This window comes from Rhodopseudomonas sp. P1, assembly GCF_039642825.1.
GTDB classification, from domain to species: Bacteria; Pseudomonadota; Alphaproteobacteria; order Rhizobiales; family Xanthobacteraceae; genus Rhodopseudomonas; species Rhodopseudomonas palustris_H.
In genome coordinates, this window is the sequence record NZ_CP088006.1 from 4,641,092 (window position 1) to 4,656,820 (window position 15,729).

A 15,729-nucleotide genomic window follows, 5' to 3' on the forward strand; every position below is an offset into this window, starting at 1 on the left:
CGATGGTTAAGCGGGTGTAGCGTCGAACTTTTGCGACATGATCGCATCTGGCGATATTCCGTCCCTTGATGCCGATCAACACATCGGTTTTCACGTGCAAGATCGCCCGCTGTTCTGGCTCCAACCGATCGAGACGCTGCTCGCCCAGTTCGAGAGTCGGCGCGAAGGGTTGAGCTCCGAGGAGGCCGTACACCGGCTCGCACGCTACGGCCGCAACGCCTTCCACCCGCCGGCCGGCCAATCGCTGCTCGCCAAGATCGCCAAGCGGATGCTCAATCCGCTGGTGGCGATCCTGCTCGTCGCCGCCGCGATCTCGAGCATCAGCGGCGATCTCGGCAGCTTCGTCATCATCCTGACGGTGATCACCTTTTCGATCACCTTGGACATCGTTCAGGAGCATCATGCCGAAGCGGCGGCCGAGAACCTCCGCCGCTCGGTTGCAGTCAGGGCCGACGTCTATCGCGACGGCAAGCTCACCGCACTTCCGGTCGAGGACATCGTGCCCGGCGACGTGGTCGAACTACGCGCCGGCGATCTGGTCCCGGCCGATGGCGTCGTGATCGAGGCCCATAACGCGCAGGTCAACGAATCCCTGATGACCGGCGAGGCGTTTCCATCGGCAAAGAACAGCGGGCCGTGCCACAGTCCGACCCCGGCAGACGCGGCCAACGCGCTGTTCGCAGGGACCAGCATGGTCGGAGGCAACGCCGTGATGCTGGTCGTGGCGACCGGGCAAGACACCCGGTTCGGCGGCATCGTTACCGCGCTGGCAGCGAATGAGCCGGAGACCGCGCTGGAAAAAGGGGTGCACAGCCTCGGCCTGCTGATCCTCCGGCTCACTGTGTTTCTCACGCTGTTCGTGCTGCTGGCCCATCTGGTCGCCGGCCGCCCGCCGATCGAGTCGTTCCTGTTTGCGGTGGCGCTCGCCGTCGGCCTGACGCCAGAGCTGCTGCCGATGGTGATGACGGTGACGCTGGCGCGGGGAGCGCTGCGGATGGCCGCCAAGAAGGTGATCGTCAAGCGGCTGTCGGCGATCCACGACCTCGGCGCGATGGACGTCTTGTGCACCGACAAGACCGGCACACTGACGCAAGCCACCGTGACACTTGTCGATCACCTTGGCCCTGACGGCGCCACCAGTGATCGGCTGCTGACCTTCGCCACGATCAACAGCCGGTTCGAAACAGGCGTCCGGAGCCCGCTCGACCAGGCCGTTTTGTCCCATCCGAACCTGCCGGAAACTGGCTCCTGGCAGCGGCTCGGCGAAGTACCGTTCGATTTCGAACGCCGCTGCGTCTCGGTGCTCGCCGCCGACGGCGATGGGCCATGGCTGATCAGCAAAGGCGCCCCGGAGGCGATCCTGTCGCGAGCCACCGGGCTTGATGGCGGCGATGGCACGGTCCGGCCGCTCGACGACACTGCGCGAGCCGCGCTGGAGCAGCAGCAACAGGCTCAGGTGACGCTTGGCTACCGGCTGCTGGCGGTTGCGGCGAAGCGGATGCCGGCCGGCACCACCGCGATCCGCCTCGCCGACGAACGCGACCTCGTCCTGATGGGCTTCTGCGTGTTCTCGGATCCGCCGAAGCCGGATGCCGCCGCCGCGATCGCGACGCTGCAATCGCTCGGCGTCAGGCTGAAGGTGATCTCGGGCGATCACGGCGCAGTGGTACAGCATGTCGCCAATGCGGTCGGTCTGCCGAATGCGCAAATGCTGACGGGCGCCGAGATCGCGGAGCTCAGCGAGACCGCGCTCGCCGCGCGGATCGAGCACGTCGATCTGTTCGCACGGGTCGATCCGGACCAGAAGACCAGAATCATCCAGGCGCTGCAGCGCCGGGGTCACGTCGTCGGCTTCATGGGTGACGGCATCAACGATGCACCGGCGATCCGGGCGGCCCATGTCGGCCTCTCGGTCGAAGGCGCCACCGATGTCGCTCGTGCGGCCGCCGACATGATCATGCTGGATTCCGATCTCGCCGTGCTGGCGGACGGCGTCCGCGAAGGACGGCGGACGTTTGCGAACATCCTCAAATACGTGCGGATGGGCACCAGCTCGAATTTCGGAAACATGCTGTCGATGGCGCTGGCCTCGATCGTCTTGCCGTTCCTGCCGCTGCTGCCGATGCAGATCCTGCTCAACAACCTGCTCTACGACCTGTCCGAGATCGGCATTCCGTTCGACAGCGTCGATTCAGGCGATGTCGAACGGCCGCACAGCTGGGACATGAAGAGCATCCTGCGCTTCACCATGATCATGGGCGCAGTATCGTCGGTGTTCGATATCGCCACTTTCGCGGTGCTGCTGAACGTCTTCGACGCCCAGGAAGCAACGTTCCAGACCGCATGGTTTGTGGAATCGATCGCGACCCAGATCCTGGTGATCTTCCTGATCCGTTCGAGCGGCCCGTTCTGGACCAGCCGCCCGCACTGGATCCTGGCAGCGACATCGCTCGGAGCACTCGCCTTCGCCATCGCCTTGGTGATGAGCCCATTGCGATCGGTGTTCGGCTTCGCCCCGATCGGGGCACAGCTCGGCTTGATGCTGGCCGTGATCGTGATCTGCTATCTGATCTGCGCCGAGCTCGCCAAACGGCTGGCGCTGGCAAATCTGAGCAGTCACCGCGGCCGGCGGCGGCACGCCGTGCATCCCCGGCATTAGACACGCCGACGCCGAGTTTGTGGCGCCGGAGCACAGCCAATTGTGTTTGAAGATCGCTAACGCGCCAGGAAGGCGCAGCGCGAGGTCTGCTCCAAGAGATGTTGGGTGACGCCGCCGAGAATCCATTCGCGGAAGCGCGAACGCCCGTAGGCGCCTGCCACCACGATGCCAGCGCCGACCTGGCGAGCGATGTCGGTGATCTGCCGGGAGACATCGCCGGTGTGCTCCGGCACCTCACCGATGGCATGGATGTGATGACGCGACAGCCAATCGACGACGTCATGCACGCCGGCAAGCGCGGCGGCGCGGCCATGGTCTTCTTCGCTCTCGACGATCTCGACCACGGTGACGTGGCTAGCCTGGCGCAGCAGCGGCAGCGCGTCGACGATCGCGCGCCGCGCCTCGGGATTGTCCTTCCACGCCACCAGCACGCTCGACAGATCGATCCGGCAGACGTTCGGCGGCACCACAAGCAGCGGGCGGCCGATCTCCATCACGAGGTCGGCCGGAGCCGCTGACGCGAACGGATCGGACAGCAGGCTCGACACGCCGGCGCCGCACACCACGATGTCCGCGGCGCGCGCCTGCTGCACGATGTAGCGCGACGGCTGTTCGATGGCGCTGCGCCATTGCAGTTCGCGGGTGTGGCCGCTCATCGCCTGGCGGAATTCGGCTTCCAGATCCGACAGACGCTGCTTGATGGTCGCGAGGCCCTCCACCATCAGGCGCTCGGCCTGACTGCCGGACATGTAGTACACTGGCGGGCTCAGTTCGGAAGCCGCAATCCCGATCAGGCGCGACTCGAAGCGCTCTGCCAATTCCGCCGCGATGCTGAGACGACACGCGTTGGGCTGGTCGAACGCGAGCGCGACCATCACCGTCGAGTACGTCATCGGGCACCTCCCGGGAACCACCGCGGCAACCACAATCCTGCAGCCAACCGCTCACCGCTTCCGGCCACTGCAACGGAGCCATGATCCCGCAACAGAGCTTTCAGATACGATGAGCTAGATCAAAGTAACCCGCAAGCACCGCCATATATTCCGCTCCCGATCCGACACGCTTGGAAGCGGGAGTCCTGCAATGCTGAGTGACATCGTCGCCCACATCCCGGCCGATCGACCGGCCGACGGCGTGGTCGCCTGCGCCGTCTCGGTCGCGAAGGCATTCGATGCGCATCTGGACGGCATCGTCTGCACCTATCAGCCGATCAATCCGGCCATCATGGTGGGCGCATCGGCCGCATACTATGCTGCCGCCACCCAGCAAAACACCGATGCCGATGAGGCCGCCGCACGGCTCGATCAATTCGAGATCGCGGCCCGCGCCGCCGGCGTCACGCACGGCGCCCGCTCGGTCTGCGATACGCCGGTGCTGGCCAATCAGGCCCTGTCGGAAATCTCGCGGCTCTACGACCTCACCGTCCTGGTGCAGCCGGACCGCGCCAAGCCGGGTCACCAGGACCCGCTGCCGGAAGCGGTGCTGTTCAATTCCGGCAAGCCGATGCTGATGGTGCCCTATATCCATTCAGGCCCGCTCGCCTTCGACCGCATCCTGATCTGCTGGGACGGCGGACGTCCCGCGGCGCGCGCAGTGCATGACGCGATGCCGTTCCTCACCCGGGCGAAGATGATCGACGTCGTCTCCGTCAACGAAGATGAGGACGTGGTCGGACAGGCGTCGTCGACTGCACTGCTGGCCCACCTGATGCGCCACGATCTGGCGGCGACCGGACACCAGCTCACCTCGCCGCCCGGCAGCATCCACAACACCATTCTGTCGTTCGCCGCCGACAGCGGCGCCAACCTGCTGGTGATGGGCGGCTACGGCCATTCGCGGCTGCGCGAGTTCATCCTCGGCGGTGTGACGAGAGGCATCTTCAAATCGCTGACCTTGCCCGCGTTGATCTCGCATTGACGCGTCGCGAAGGTCAGCGACACAACAAGCCACGGTGCGACCGGCGTGGCGTTCGGATTGCCGCCGCGGCTTAGGGGAGACTGGATATGCGTGCTCACCAAATCATGACCCGGCAACTTGTCACGATCGGCCCGGATGCGTCGATCGTCGATGCCGCCAATGCGATGATCGACAATCACGTCAGCGGCCTGCCGGTGGTCGACGACGACGGCAAGCTGATCGGTATCATCTCGGAAGGCGACTTCATCCGCCGCGCCGAAATCGGCACCCAGCGCAGGCGCGGCCGCTGGCTGCGGATGCTGCTCGGCCCCGGCACCTGTGCCGGCGACTTCGTCCACGAGCACGGCCGCAAGGTCGGCGAGGTGATGACGCACCATCCCTACACGGTCAGCGAAGACACCTCGATCGAGACCATCGTGAAGTTGATGGAGAAGCATCACGTCAAGCGCTTCCCGGTGATGCGCGGCGATCTGCTGGTCGGAATCGTCACCCGCAAGAACCTGCTGCGCGCGGTCGCCGACCTGGCGCGCCAAGCCCCCGAGCCGAACGCGGCGGACGATAAGATCCGCGACAAGATCATCGCCGAAATCGAACGCAACGACTGGCGCCCGTTCGGCCTTAGCGTGCTGGTGCGGGACGGCGTGGTGCACCTCAACGGCGTGATCACCGAAGAGCGGTCGCGGCAGGCCGCGGTGGTGGTCGCCGAGAACGTCTGCGGGGTGCGTGAAGTGCACGATCATCTGTGCTGGGTCGATACCATGTCCGGGTTCTACCTGAACTCGCCGGAAGACGATCGGGCGGCCAAAAAAGCGAGTTGAAATCCGCGCGCCGCCGCCGTTTAAGTGACCCTCACAGCGGCGGGCGCCCCGCCTTCCGCTGGTTGTGAAGTCGCGTCCGCGCGCCGTGTTGCGGATCGGAATGCCGTTGTGTTAAGAGCGGCAAAGAGAGCATTTCAGGCGTCGCGTGACCGAACCAGCCCCACCGTCGACCGAACTCCTTGCGCGCGATCGCCGGTTGCAGCAGGGCATCGACGGGTACGGCGTCGGCACCTGGGAGCTCAATCTCGCCACCCAGGAATTGGCGTGTTCGGCGACCGCGCGGAAGCTGTTGGGCGTGCCGGCGGACGCTCCCCTCACCTACGACACCTTCATCTCCCTGGTTGATCCGGACGATCGGGAGCAAATCGCCCTCGCACTGCAGCAATCGATCGAGCACGGCGATAAGATCGACGTGATGTACCGGGTGGCGGAGAAAGACCGCCCCAGCCATTGGCTGCGCGCCCGCGGCGGCGTCGTGCACGAGGACGGCGCCTCCTATCTTTGTGGCATCGTGCTCGACATCGATCAGCAGAAGATGCTCGAGCAGGAACTGCGGCTGCAGCAGGGCCAGCTTCGCTCGATCCTCGACACCGTGCCGGATGCGATGATCCTGATCGACGGCCGCGGCATCATGCGGTTCTTCTCGCGGGCGGCGGAGCGGATGTTCGGCATGTCCGAGCGCGAAGCGATCGGCCAGAATATCAGCGTGCTGATGCCGCGCCCCGACGCCACCCGTCACGACAACTACATCGATCGCTATAACAACACCGGCGAACGCCACATCATCGGTATCGGCCGCATCGTCACCGGCCGCCGCAAGGACGGCAGCACCTTCCCGATCCATCTGTCGATCGGCGAGATGGAATCCGGCGGCGAGCGCTACTTCACCGGCTTCATCCGCGACCTCACCGAGTATCAGCAGACCCAGGCGCGGCTGCACGAATTGCAGGCCGAACTGGTCCATGTCTCGCGGCTGACCGCGATGGGCGAAATGGCCTCGGCGCTGGCGCACGAACTGAACCAGCCGCTGTCGGCGATCAGCAACTACATGAAGGGCTCGCGCCGGCTGCTCGCCGGCAGCACCGATCCGAACACCGTCAAGATCGAAAGCGCGATGGAACGTGCCGCCGAGCAGGCGCTGCGCGCCGGGCAGATCATCCGCCGGCTGCGCGATTTCGTCGCGCGCGGCGAATCCGAAAAACGGGTCGAGAGCCTCGCCAAGCTGATCGAGGAGGCAGGCGCGCTCGGGCTCACCGGCGCCCGGGAACAAGGCGTCGTGCTGCGCTTCAATCTCGACCCGGCCCATGACCTGGTGCTGGTTGATCGGGTGCAGATCCAGCAAGTTCTGGTCAATCTGTTCCGCAATGCGCTGGAAGCGATGGCCAATTCCGATAAGAAGGAGTTGTCCGCCGGCAATGCGCGCGTGGCGGACGACATGGTCGAGGTCACCGTCTCGGACACCGGCAGCGGTCTGCCGGAGCAGGTCAAAGCCAAGCTGTTTCAGACGTTCTTCACCACCAAGGAAACCGGAATGGGGGTCGGACTTTCGATCAGCCGTTCGATCATCGAGGCTCATGGCGGCCGGATGTGGGCGGAAACGAACAGCGCCGGCGGCGCGACGTTCCGCTTCACGCTGCCGCTGGCGCCTGTCGGGGATTTGACTGATGCCTAAGGGAACCGTGCATGTGATCGACGACGACCTGGCGATGCGGGAATCGATCGACTTCCTGCTGAGCTCGGCCGGCTACGAGGTCCGACTGTACGAATCCGCGCAGGCATTTCTCGACCTGCCGGACGTGGAATTCGGCTGCATCCTGTCCGACGTCCGGATGCCGGGGATCGATGGTCTCGACCTGTTGAAGCGCCAGAAAGCGGCTGGCAGCAAGCTGCCGGTGCTGATCATGACCGGCCACGGCGACGTGCCGCTGGCGGTCGAGGCAATGAAGCTCGGCGCCTCCGACTTCATCGAAAAACCGTTCGACGACGACCGCCTGATCGGACTGATCGAAACGGCGCTGAAACAGGCCCAGGAAGGCGCCAAGAGCGAAGCTGTGGCGCAGGATATTGCGGCACGGATCCAGTCGCTCAGCCCGCGTGAACGCCAGGTGATGGACGGCCTGATTGCCGGCATGTCCAACAAGGTGATCGCGCGCGAATTCGATATCAGCCCGCGTACTATCGAGGTCTATCGCGCCAACGTGATGACCAAGATGCAAGCCTCGAGCCTGTCGGAACTCGTGCGGATGGCGATGCGCGGTGGCGTTATCAAGGATTGAGACAGATCAATCCGGCTTCGTTGGTAGCCCGTATGCTACCAGTATGACAGTTTTCGCAGCGCTCATTGGTGCGTGAGGTTTGGTAATGCCGAACGCACCCGCAAAAACCATCGTTTACGTCGTGGACGACGATCAGGGCGTGCTCGGATCGCTGCGTTTCTTGCTGGAAACTGATGGCTTCGCGGTGCGCACGTTCCGGAGCGGGCCGGCGCTACTCGACGCCATCGACCAAGGCCCGGTCGACTGCATCGTGATCGACTACAAGATGCCCGGCATGAACGGCATCGACCTCGCCCGCGGGCTGCGCGAGCGCAAGGTGCGCGCGCCGATCGTGATGATCACCGGCTATCCGGACGAGACGATCTCCAGCCGCGCCAGCGTCGTCGGCGTGCAGCACGTGGTGGTGAAACCACACCTCGAAGAGAGCCTAGTTTGGCATATCCGGGCCGCTCTCGAAGAGAGCGGCGCCGCAGCCTGAGCGGGCCGCGCCGGCTCCTTCGCTCTTTAATCTTAAGATCCTGTTAAGACTTCAGTTTCCCCGCGGAAGCGGACGGGGGCGCACGCTCCCAGCCTCCGTAAACCTACTTAGGGGAACCCACTTAAGATATGGAGCGAAATACCTCGTCCTCGGAATCTTCCGTACAACCCTGGCCATCCGATCAAAGGAGATGGCCAGATGCTGAACCAGTCGCTCAGGACGCCCGCCACCGCCCACGCGCCCATCGATCCCTCTTCGTGTTCTCCGGCAGAGCAGTTCTTCGCGACCACCGGTCACGCCGGTCTGATCGCCTCCGAATTCACCTATAAGAAGGAAGAGGAAATCTACGGCGAGGACGAGCCGTCCGAATACGTCTACCAGGTGGTGTCCGGTGCCGTGCGCAGCTACAAGCTGCTGTCCGACGGCCGCCGCCAGATCGGCGCCTTCTATCTTCCGGGCGACGTGTTCGGGCTGGAGTCGGGACCGACCCACCGCCTCACCGCCGAAGCGATCGTCGACACCACCGTTCGCCTGATCAAGCGCCGCAGCCTCGAACAGGCCGCCGCCACCGATATCAACATCGCCCGCGGCCTTTGGTCGATGACCGCCGGTGAGCTGCGCCACGCCGAAGACCACATGCTGCTGCTCGGCCGCAAGAATGCGATGGAGCGGGTCGCCAACTTCCTGCTGGAAATGGACCGCCGCCTCGCCGTCGCCGGCATGATGGCACTGCCGATGTGCCGCCGCGACATCGGCGACTATCTCGGCCTCACCCTCGAGACCGTCTCCCGCGCGCTGTCGCAGCTGCAGAGCAAGGGTATCCTGGGCTTCTCCGGCGCCCGCCAGATCGAACTGCGCAACCGCGCCCAGCTTCGCAATCTCGACGCCTAAGCCTACCTCGGCGGTATCCCCGCCGGAGCATCTCTTTCATCGGATCGGACAGATAGGCCACCAGCAATGGTGGCCTTTTCTGTTTGCGCCGGGGCCGTCCCCGCGCTGGGCTTCTCAATTGCATGGATTGGGAAAATTTTTCTCTTTCCTCCCACAATCGGTGAGGAATGAACGCACCGCCATGGCCATACTGCCGAGACGGAGATTTTTATTTCTGCCCATTGATTGACTTGGGCACCCTGCGGCGTCCTGATGACGGCCCGCGGACCTGCGTTGCCGTCATGAGCGCGCAGTTTACAGCCCGAATTTCATTGCCGGAAGGATCTCGCCATGACCCAGAAGCTCCACCCCGAAACCCTCGCCCTGCATGCTGGCTGGCGCGCCGATCCAGCAACCGGCTCGGTCGCTGTGCCGCTGTTCCAGACCACCTCGTACCAGTTTCACAACACCGAGCATGCGGCGAACCTGTTCGCGCTGAAGGAGCTCGGCAACATCTACACCCGGATCGGGAATCCGACGACCGATGTGCTGGAGCAGCGCGTCGCGGCTCTTGAAGGCGGGGTCGCCGCGCTCGCGGTGGCGTCCGGCCAGGCCGCGTCGGCCTTTGCGCTACAGAACCTCGCCCGCGTCGGCGACAACGTGGTGTCGTCGACCGACCTGTATGGCGGCACCTGGAACCTGTTCGCCAACACCCTGAAGGACCAGGGCATCGAAGTCCGCTTCGTCGATCCGTCCGACCCGCAGGCGTTCGAGCGCGCCACCGACGAGCGCACCCGCGCCTACTATGCCGAGACCCTGCCGAACCCGAAGCTGGCGGTGTTTCCGATCGAGGAAGTGGCCGCGATCGGCCGCAAGCACGGCATCCCGCTGATCGTCGACAACACCGCAGCGCCGCTGCTGGTGAAGCCGCTCGAGCACGGCGCCGCGATCGTGGTGTATTCGGCGACCAAATATCTCGGCGGCCACGGCACCTCGATCGGCGGCCTGATCGTCGACGGCGGCAACTTCCCGTGGGAGCAGTTCCCGCAGCGCCAGCCGGCGCTGAACACGCCGGACCCGAGCTACCACGGCGCGGTCTGGGTCGAGGCGGTGAAGCCGATCGGCCCCGTGGCCTACATCATCAAGGCCCGCACCACCCTGCTGCGTGACCTCGGCTCGGCGTTGTCGCCGTTCAACGCCTTCCAGATCATTCAGGGTCTGGAAACCCTGCCGCTGCGGATCGAACGTCACGTCCAGAACGCCCAGAAGGTCGCCGACTATCTGGAGAAGCGCCCCGAGGTCGTGAAGGTGATCCATCCGTCGAAGCAGAGCGGCGTCGCCCGCGAGCGCGCCGAAAAGTATCTCCAGGGCAAGTTCGGCGGTCTGGTCGGCTTCGAACTCGCCGGCGGTCGCGAGGCTGGTCGCAAGTTTATCGACGCGCTCGAGCTGCTCTATCACGTCGCCAATATCGGCGACGCCCGCAGCTTGGCGATCCACCCGGCCTCGACCACCCACTCGCAGCTCTCCACCGAAGAGCAGCTCGCGACCGGCGTGTCGGACGGCTACGTGCGGCTGTCGATCGGCCTCGAGCATATCGACGACATCCTCGCCGACATCGACCGCGGCCTCGCCGCCGGACGCTTGGCGAACGCGGCGTAAGAACGGGAAGCGATACGCTTTCCCGGTGCAGCAAGCTCCCTCTCCCGCTTGCGGGAGAGGGCTGGGGTGAGGGCTGACGCGACCACTGACTCTCGACCTCGCGGACAGGCCCCCTCACCCGGATGGCTGCGCCATCCGACCTCTCCCCGCGCGCGGGGAGAGGTGACGTCGGAGCTACGGCGCCATCGTAGCAGTGACCACGTTCAGCAGCCCGGCCGGAGCTACGCCGAAGATCACGATCAGCGCGATGCAGACAATCAACAGGACGCGATCGAGCTGCGGCAGCGGCTCGGACTCGTCGTGGGTGTGGCCGACGAGCGGCGCGGTGAAGAACTTCGCGTAGTAAAAGAAGCCGAGCGACGAGCCGGCGACCACGATCCCCACCAGCACCCAAAGGCTGCCGTCGATCAGCACCCGCAGCAGGAACAGCTTGGCGATGAAGCCACCGGCTGCCGGTAGGCCGGCGAGCGACAACAGCGACAGCGACAGTGCGACCGCTTCCAGCGGCCGCCGCTTCATCAACCCGTGCAGATCGGGCAGCGTCGGCGCACGGCCGAGCGCGGCGGAAACGCACAACGCACCGAGCATCGCCGGCGCGTAGATCGCCAGATAGAACAGCACCGCCTCACCGGCATGCGGCGTGCCGGAGGCGATGATCAGCGCGATGTAGCCGGAATGAGCGATGGTCGAATAGCCGAGCATCCGCGGCAGTTGCGGCTGCCGCAGCGCCAACAGATTGCCGATCAGCACCGAGGCGCCGCCAAGCGCGGCGAGCCCTTCGCTCCACACCGGCTCCGGCAGATGCGCGGTCAGTGCGAGCCGCAGGATCACGATCGCGACGGCCGATTTCGACACCACGCCGGCCAGCGTCGCGGCGCTGGCGGGCGCGGCTTCGAACGCATCCGGCGTCCACATGTGAAACGGCACCAGCGAGAACTTGAAGGCGAGGCCGGCGAGCAGCAGCGCCGTGCCGAACGCGGCGAGCGCGCCGCGGCCGCCCCAGCCGGCGAAATCGAGCGCGCCGGTTTCGGCGAAGATCAGCGCGATGCCGAGCAGCAGCGCCGAAGACGCCAGCCCGCTCATCACCAGAAACTTGTAGGCGGCCTCCAGCCCCTGCCGGGTCAGCCGAAACGCGAACAAGGCGATCAGCGACAGGCTGAGGATTTCGATGCCGAGAAACAGCGTCGCAGCGTGGCCGGCGCCGGCCAATGTCGCGGCGCCGATCGCCACCAGCACCAAGAGCGACGGCGCCTCCTTGGCAGGGTGGCCGGTGCGCAGAAACACCAGCGCGCCGAGCGATACCAGGCACGCGAACACGATGCCGAACCGCGCCGGCCCGTCGTCGGTGAACAGCGCCCCCATCGGCGCTGCGGGTGCGCCGATCCGCAGCAGCACCAGCGCGGCGGCCAGGGCCAGCCCGACCGCCGCGGAGGCCTGCACGATTTGCAGCCGCGCCAGCGGCACCAGCATCATCGCCGCGACGGCGGCAATGGCCAGCACCACGAGTGGCGAGAGCGCGGCGAATTGGGCTGCGGTCATGGCGCGGCGATCACGGCGTGTGGATCAGCGCGGCCTTGATGGCCGGCTCGAGCAGCGCCAGCAGGCTCTGCGGATAAAGGCCGACGATCAGCGTGCCGATGCCCATCACCAGGATCGGCCAATACTCCCGCCAGGTCATGTCGGCGAGCGGCGGCTTCGGCTGCGGCAGGCCGAACACCAGCCCCTTCAGCAGCCGCGTCGCGTAGATCACCGAGACAATCAGGGTCGACAGCGCCAAGAGCGCGAACACCCAATTGACCTGGAAGATGCCGACGATCACCAGCGCCTCGCCGACGAAGTTGGCGGTGCCGGGCAGCGCCAGCAGCGCCGAACAGAACAGCGCGAAGGCGGCGGCGAATTTCGGCGCGGTCTGCTGCAGGCCGCCGAGCTGGCGCAGGTCGCGCGTATGCGTGCGTTCGTACAGCGCGCCGATCAGCAGGAACAGCGCTGAGGCCGAGAACGAGTGCGCGATCATCTCGACCGCGGCGCCGGCGAGCGCGTAGTGCACGCCGGCGGCGATGCCCATCAGCACGATCGACATGTGGGCGATCGACGTATAGGCGACCAGCCGCTTGGCATCGTTCTGGCCGCAGGCGACAAGGCCGCCATACAGCGCGCCAGCGGCGCCGAGCGCGATGCCGTAGGGCGCCACCGCGGCGAGACCGTCCGGAAACAGCATCGGGGCGAACCGGAACAGGCCGTAGGCGCCGGTCTTCAGCAACAGGCCGGCGAGCAGGATCGAGCCCGCGGTCGGCGCCAGCGTGTGCGCTTCCGGCAACCAGGCATGGAACGGCGGCACCGACAGCTTGACCATGAAGGCGAGCGAGAAGCCGAGCAGCATCCACACCTGAACCGGCGTCGAGAGCTTCATCTCGGCAAGTTCGAAGGCACTGAACGTCATGTGGTCGGCCATCGCCGCCAGCGCGAACGACGCCGCCAGCAAGCCGAAGCCGGCGACTGCGTTGAAGATCAGAAATTTCAGCGCCGCGCCTTCCTTGTCGCCATGGCCCCATACTGCGATCAGCGTGAACGCCGGCACCAGCATCGCTTCCCAGAAGAACGCGAAGATCAGCAGGTCGAACGACAGGAACACGCCGACGGTCGCCGCCACCGTCCAGCACAGGCTGGCGTGAAACAGCCCGGACTGGGTGCGGATCTCCGACCACGACGCCATCACCGAGATGATGCCGAGCCCGGCGGCCAGCGCGATCATCGTCGCCGACAGGCCGTCGATCGCGAAATCCAGCGAGATGCCGAACGACGGCACCCAAGGATACGACACCTTGTCGTACCAGCGCCCCTCGGCCCCGGTCGCAACGACGCCGACCAACAGCACCAGCATCAGCGCGAAGGTCGCGATCGTGACCCAACGCTCGCGCTCGCCCTTGCCGGCGACGAAGAATGCGACGAGGCCGCCGATCGCAGGCAGCAGGATGAGCGCAATCAACGCCATGACGTCCCCCAGGCAAACAATAGAAGTCCCGCGCAACCGAGCGCGATCCACAGCGAGTGATCGCGGACGCGGCCGGTTTGCGTCCGCCGCACCAGCGCCCAGGCGTGGCCGGCACCGCCGGCCAGGCCCATCCAGGCGCGATCGATCCGGTCCGGATTGAAGCGCGCCACGAAGAACCCGACGAACAGCCGGGCCACGACGATCAGCAATCGGCCGACCGGATCGCCGGCCACCATCCGCACCACCGGGGTCTGACCATCGGTGGCGCGCGTGATCAGGTCGGTGCGGATACCGCGAACCTGGCTGGTGCCGCGGCCGAGCGGATCGTCGGTGACGAGGCCAGGCACGTCAACGCCCTCACGGCGCAGCGCGACGGCGTCGGCCACCGCCTCGGTGCCTTCGGCATTGCCGAGCACGGTTGCGACGCGGCGGAAGCGCCGGACGAAGTAATAGTAGTACAGCACCTCGAACCGGAAGATGCGGACGTGGCGCATCCGCTTCGCCAGCGCCTCGAGCTCCTGCGGGTGTTTGACCAATTGCCGCGCCAGCAGCACGCCGAGGATCGGCGCGGCGGCGCCGAGCAGCGTCGGCAGCAACGGCGTATGCACCGGCGCGCCGCCGGTGAACTGAATCAGCGCGCCGACCGACAGGCCACCGATCACCGCAACCAGCGTCAGCACCGTCAGCGGCACCACCACGGCGAGACCGCCCCAAGCGGGAGCTGCGAGATCGGCGGTCTGGCTGGCGGCGACGAATACGACGCGGAATGCGTAAGCGCCGGTCAGAACCGCAGCGGTCGCGGCCAGCAGCCACAATGGCACGCCCCACGGTCCGCTGCTCCACACTGCGGCGAGCACGGCTTCCTTCGAGTACCAGCCGGCGGTGATCACCGGCAGACCGGCGAGCGACGCCGCGCCGACCGCAAAGCTCCAGAACGCCAGCGGCTGGCGATAGCGCGAGCCGCGCAAGGACTCGATCGCGGTCGAGCCGCCGGCGGCATGGCTCATCACGCCGGCGCTGAGGAACAGCAGCGACTTGAACACGGCGTGGATGGCGAAGTGCGACAGCGCCACCGCGGGCGCACCGAGCCCGAGCGCCAGCACCATGAAGCCGATCTGGCTCATGGTCGAGAACGCCAGCAGCTTCTTGACGTCGGTTTGGATCAGCGCAACCAGCGCGCCGAGCGCCGCGGTGAGGATGCCGAGCATCGCCACCATGGCGGAGATTTCCGGCGCGGCAGCGAACAGCGGCGCCAGCCGCGCCAGCAGGATCACGCCGGCCGCCACCATGGTGGCCGAGTGCAGCAGCGCCGACACCGGCGTCGGGCCGGCCATCGCGCTCGGCAGCCAGGTGTGAAATGGAAACTGCGCCGACTTGCCGAGCGCACCGAGCGCGATCAGCCCGGCGATCGGCGCCAGACGCCACGGATCAATTCCCGGCACCGCGGCCAGCATGCCGTCGAGCCGCGTGGTGCCGGCGTTCAGGAACAGCATCATCAGGCCGGCGAGCAGGAAGCTGTCGGCGACGCGCGTGGTGATCAGTGCCTTGCGTCCCGACGCCACCGCCTTCGGCAGCTTGTCGTAGAACGCGATCAGCATGAAGCTGCACAGACCGATGGTTTCCCAGCCCAGGAACAGCAGGATGACGTCAGCGGCGAACACCACCGCCAGCATCCCGGCCAGGAACAGGTTCATCACCGCGAAGAACCGTCGCAGATCCGGCAGCGGCTCCGACGCCATGTAGGCGCCCGAATAGATCAGCACCAACGCACCGACCAGCACCACCGTGCCACCGGTGACCATGCTGAGCGGATCCATCGACATCGCGATCTGCGCGACGAACACGCCGGTGTCGATCGACAGGATCGGCACCACCGCTCCGGCGACGCAGACGCCTTCGATGCAGGACAGCCCGACCGGGAAGAACAGGATCGCCGGCAGCACCGCGGCGCCAACGCCGAGCGCGATCACCGCGGCGCGCGACAGCGGCACCGGGACCAACGACAAAATCACGAAGCCGAGCAGCGCCGGGCCCGGGACGAAGGGAAGCAGATGCGCCAT

At 66.1% G+C, this 15,729-nt stretch carries 12 protein-coding genes; 8 read left to right on the forward strand and 4 right to left on the reverse strand.

The features are described from left to right. Nucleotides 1-94: 94 nt before the first annotated feature. The gene (mgtA, locus tag LRC39_RS21450) at nucleotides 95-2,659 is read left to right on the forward strand and encodes a magnesium-translocating P-type ATPase (RefSeq protein WP_346295573.1); all 2,565 of its coding nucleotides are present in this window, start codon (nucleotides 95-97) and stop codon (nucleotides 2,657-2,659) included. Between the two features lie 56 nt (nucleotides 2,660-2,715). Here mgtA and LRC39_RS21455 read toward each other — a convergent pair whose 3' ends face one another. After that, nucleotides 2,716-3,552 carry a universal stress protein gene (locus LRC39_RS21455; RefSeq protein WP_107345837.1) on the reverse strand — a complete coding sequence of 279 codons (837 nt, stop codon included), beginning with the start codon at nucleotides 3,550-3,552 and terminating at the stop codon, nucleotides 2,716-2,718. A 190-nt stretch (nucleotides 3,553-3,742) separates the two neighbouring features. Here LRC39_RS21455 and LRC39_RS21460 point away from each other — a divergent pair, with 190 nt between their 5' ends. The 7 genes from LRC39_RS21460 to LRC39_RS21490 all read left to right on the forward strand — a co-directional run bounded on the left by LRC39_RS21460 (nucleotide 3,743) and on the right by LRC39_RS21490 (nucleotide 10,677). Beyond that, entirely contained in the window at nucleotides 3,743-4,576 is an 834-nt protein-coding gene (locus tag LRC39_RS21460) for a universal stress protein (RefSeq protein ID WP_107345838.1), read from the forward strand. Nucleotides 4,577-4,662: 86 nt separating this feature from the next. Then, nucleotides 4,663-5,394: a CBS domain-containing protein gene (locus LRC39_RS21465; RefSeq protein ID WP_107356816.1), complete on the forward strand. Its 732-nt coding sequence runs from the start codon at nucleotides 4,663-4,665 to the stop codon at nucleotides 5,392-5,394. A 145-nt stretch (nucleotides 5,395-5,539) separates the two neighbouring features. Continuing rightward, nucleotides 5,540-7,066: a sensor protein FixL gene (fixL, locus tag LRC39_RS21470; protein ID WP_346295574.1), complete on the forward strand. Its 1,527-nt coding sequence runs from the start codon at nucleotides 5,540-5,542 to the stop codon at nucleotides 7,064-7,066. Further along, nucleotides 7,059-7,670 (forward strand): response regulator FixJ, encoded by a 612-nt coding sequence (fixJ, locus tag LRC39_RS21475; RefSeq protein WP_107345841.1) that lies wholly within the window; start codon nucleotides 7,059-7,061, stop codon nucleotides 7,668-7,670. The genes fixL and fixJ overlap by 8 nt, the downstream gene beginning before the upstream one ends. Before the next feature lie 85 nt (nucleotides 7,671-7,755). Continuing rightward, a complete protein-coding gene (locus tag LRC39_RS21480; RefSeq protein ID WP_107345842.1) occupies nucleotides 7,756-8,148 on the forward strand; it encodes a response regulator in 393 nt (130 codons plus the stop codon). Nucleotides 8,149-8,346: 198 nt separating this feature from the next. Next, nucleotides 8,347-9,039: a helix-turn-helix domain-containing protein gene (locus tag LRC39_RS21485; RefSeq protein WP_107356818.1), complete on the forward strand. Its 693-nt coding sequence runs from the start codon at nucleotides 8,347-8,349 to the stop codon at nucleotides 9,037-9,039. A 330-nt stretch (nucleotides 9,040-9,369) separates the two neighbouring features. After that, nucleotides 9,370-10,677, forward strand: coding sequence for an O-acetylhomoserine aminocarboxypropyltransferase/cysteine synthase family protein (locus LRC39_RS21490; protein WP_107356819.1), 1,308 nt, complete (start codon nucleotides 9,370-9,372; stop codon nucleotides 10,675-10,677). A 174-nt stretch (nucleotides 10,678-10,851) separates the two neighbouring features. Here the strand turns inward: LRC39_RS21490 and LRC39_RS21495 are convergent, their stop codons facing one another. From LRC39_RS21495 to LRC39_RS21505, 3 genes are read right to left on the reverse strand one after another with little or no spacing between them, the layout of a single operon-like run. Continuing rightward, nucleotides 10,852-12,216 (reverse strand): NADH-quinone oxidoreductase subunit N, encoded by a 1,365-nt coding sequence (locus tag LRC39_RS21495; RefSeq protein WP_346295575.1) that lies wholly within the window; start codon nucleotides 12,214-12,216, stop codon nucleotides 10,852-10,854. Nucleotides 12,217-12,226: 10 nt separating this feature from the next. After that, on the reverse strand, nucleotides 12,227-13,669 hold the full coding sequence (locus LRC39_RS21500) for a complex I subunit 4 family protein (RefSeq protein ID WP_107345846.1): 1,443 nt from the start codon (nucleotides 13,667-13,669) through the stop codon (nucleotides 12,227-12,229). Beyond that, nucleotides 13,660-15,729: an NADH-quinone oxidoreductase subunit 5 family protein gene (locus LRC39_RS21505; RefSeq protein WP_346295576.1), complete on the reverse strand. Its 2,070-nt coding sequence runs from the start codon at nucleotides 15,727-15,729 to the stop codon at nucleotides 13,660-13,662. The genes LRC39_RS21500 and LRC39_RS21505 overlap by 10 nt, the downstream gene beginning before the upstream one ends.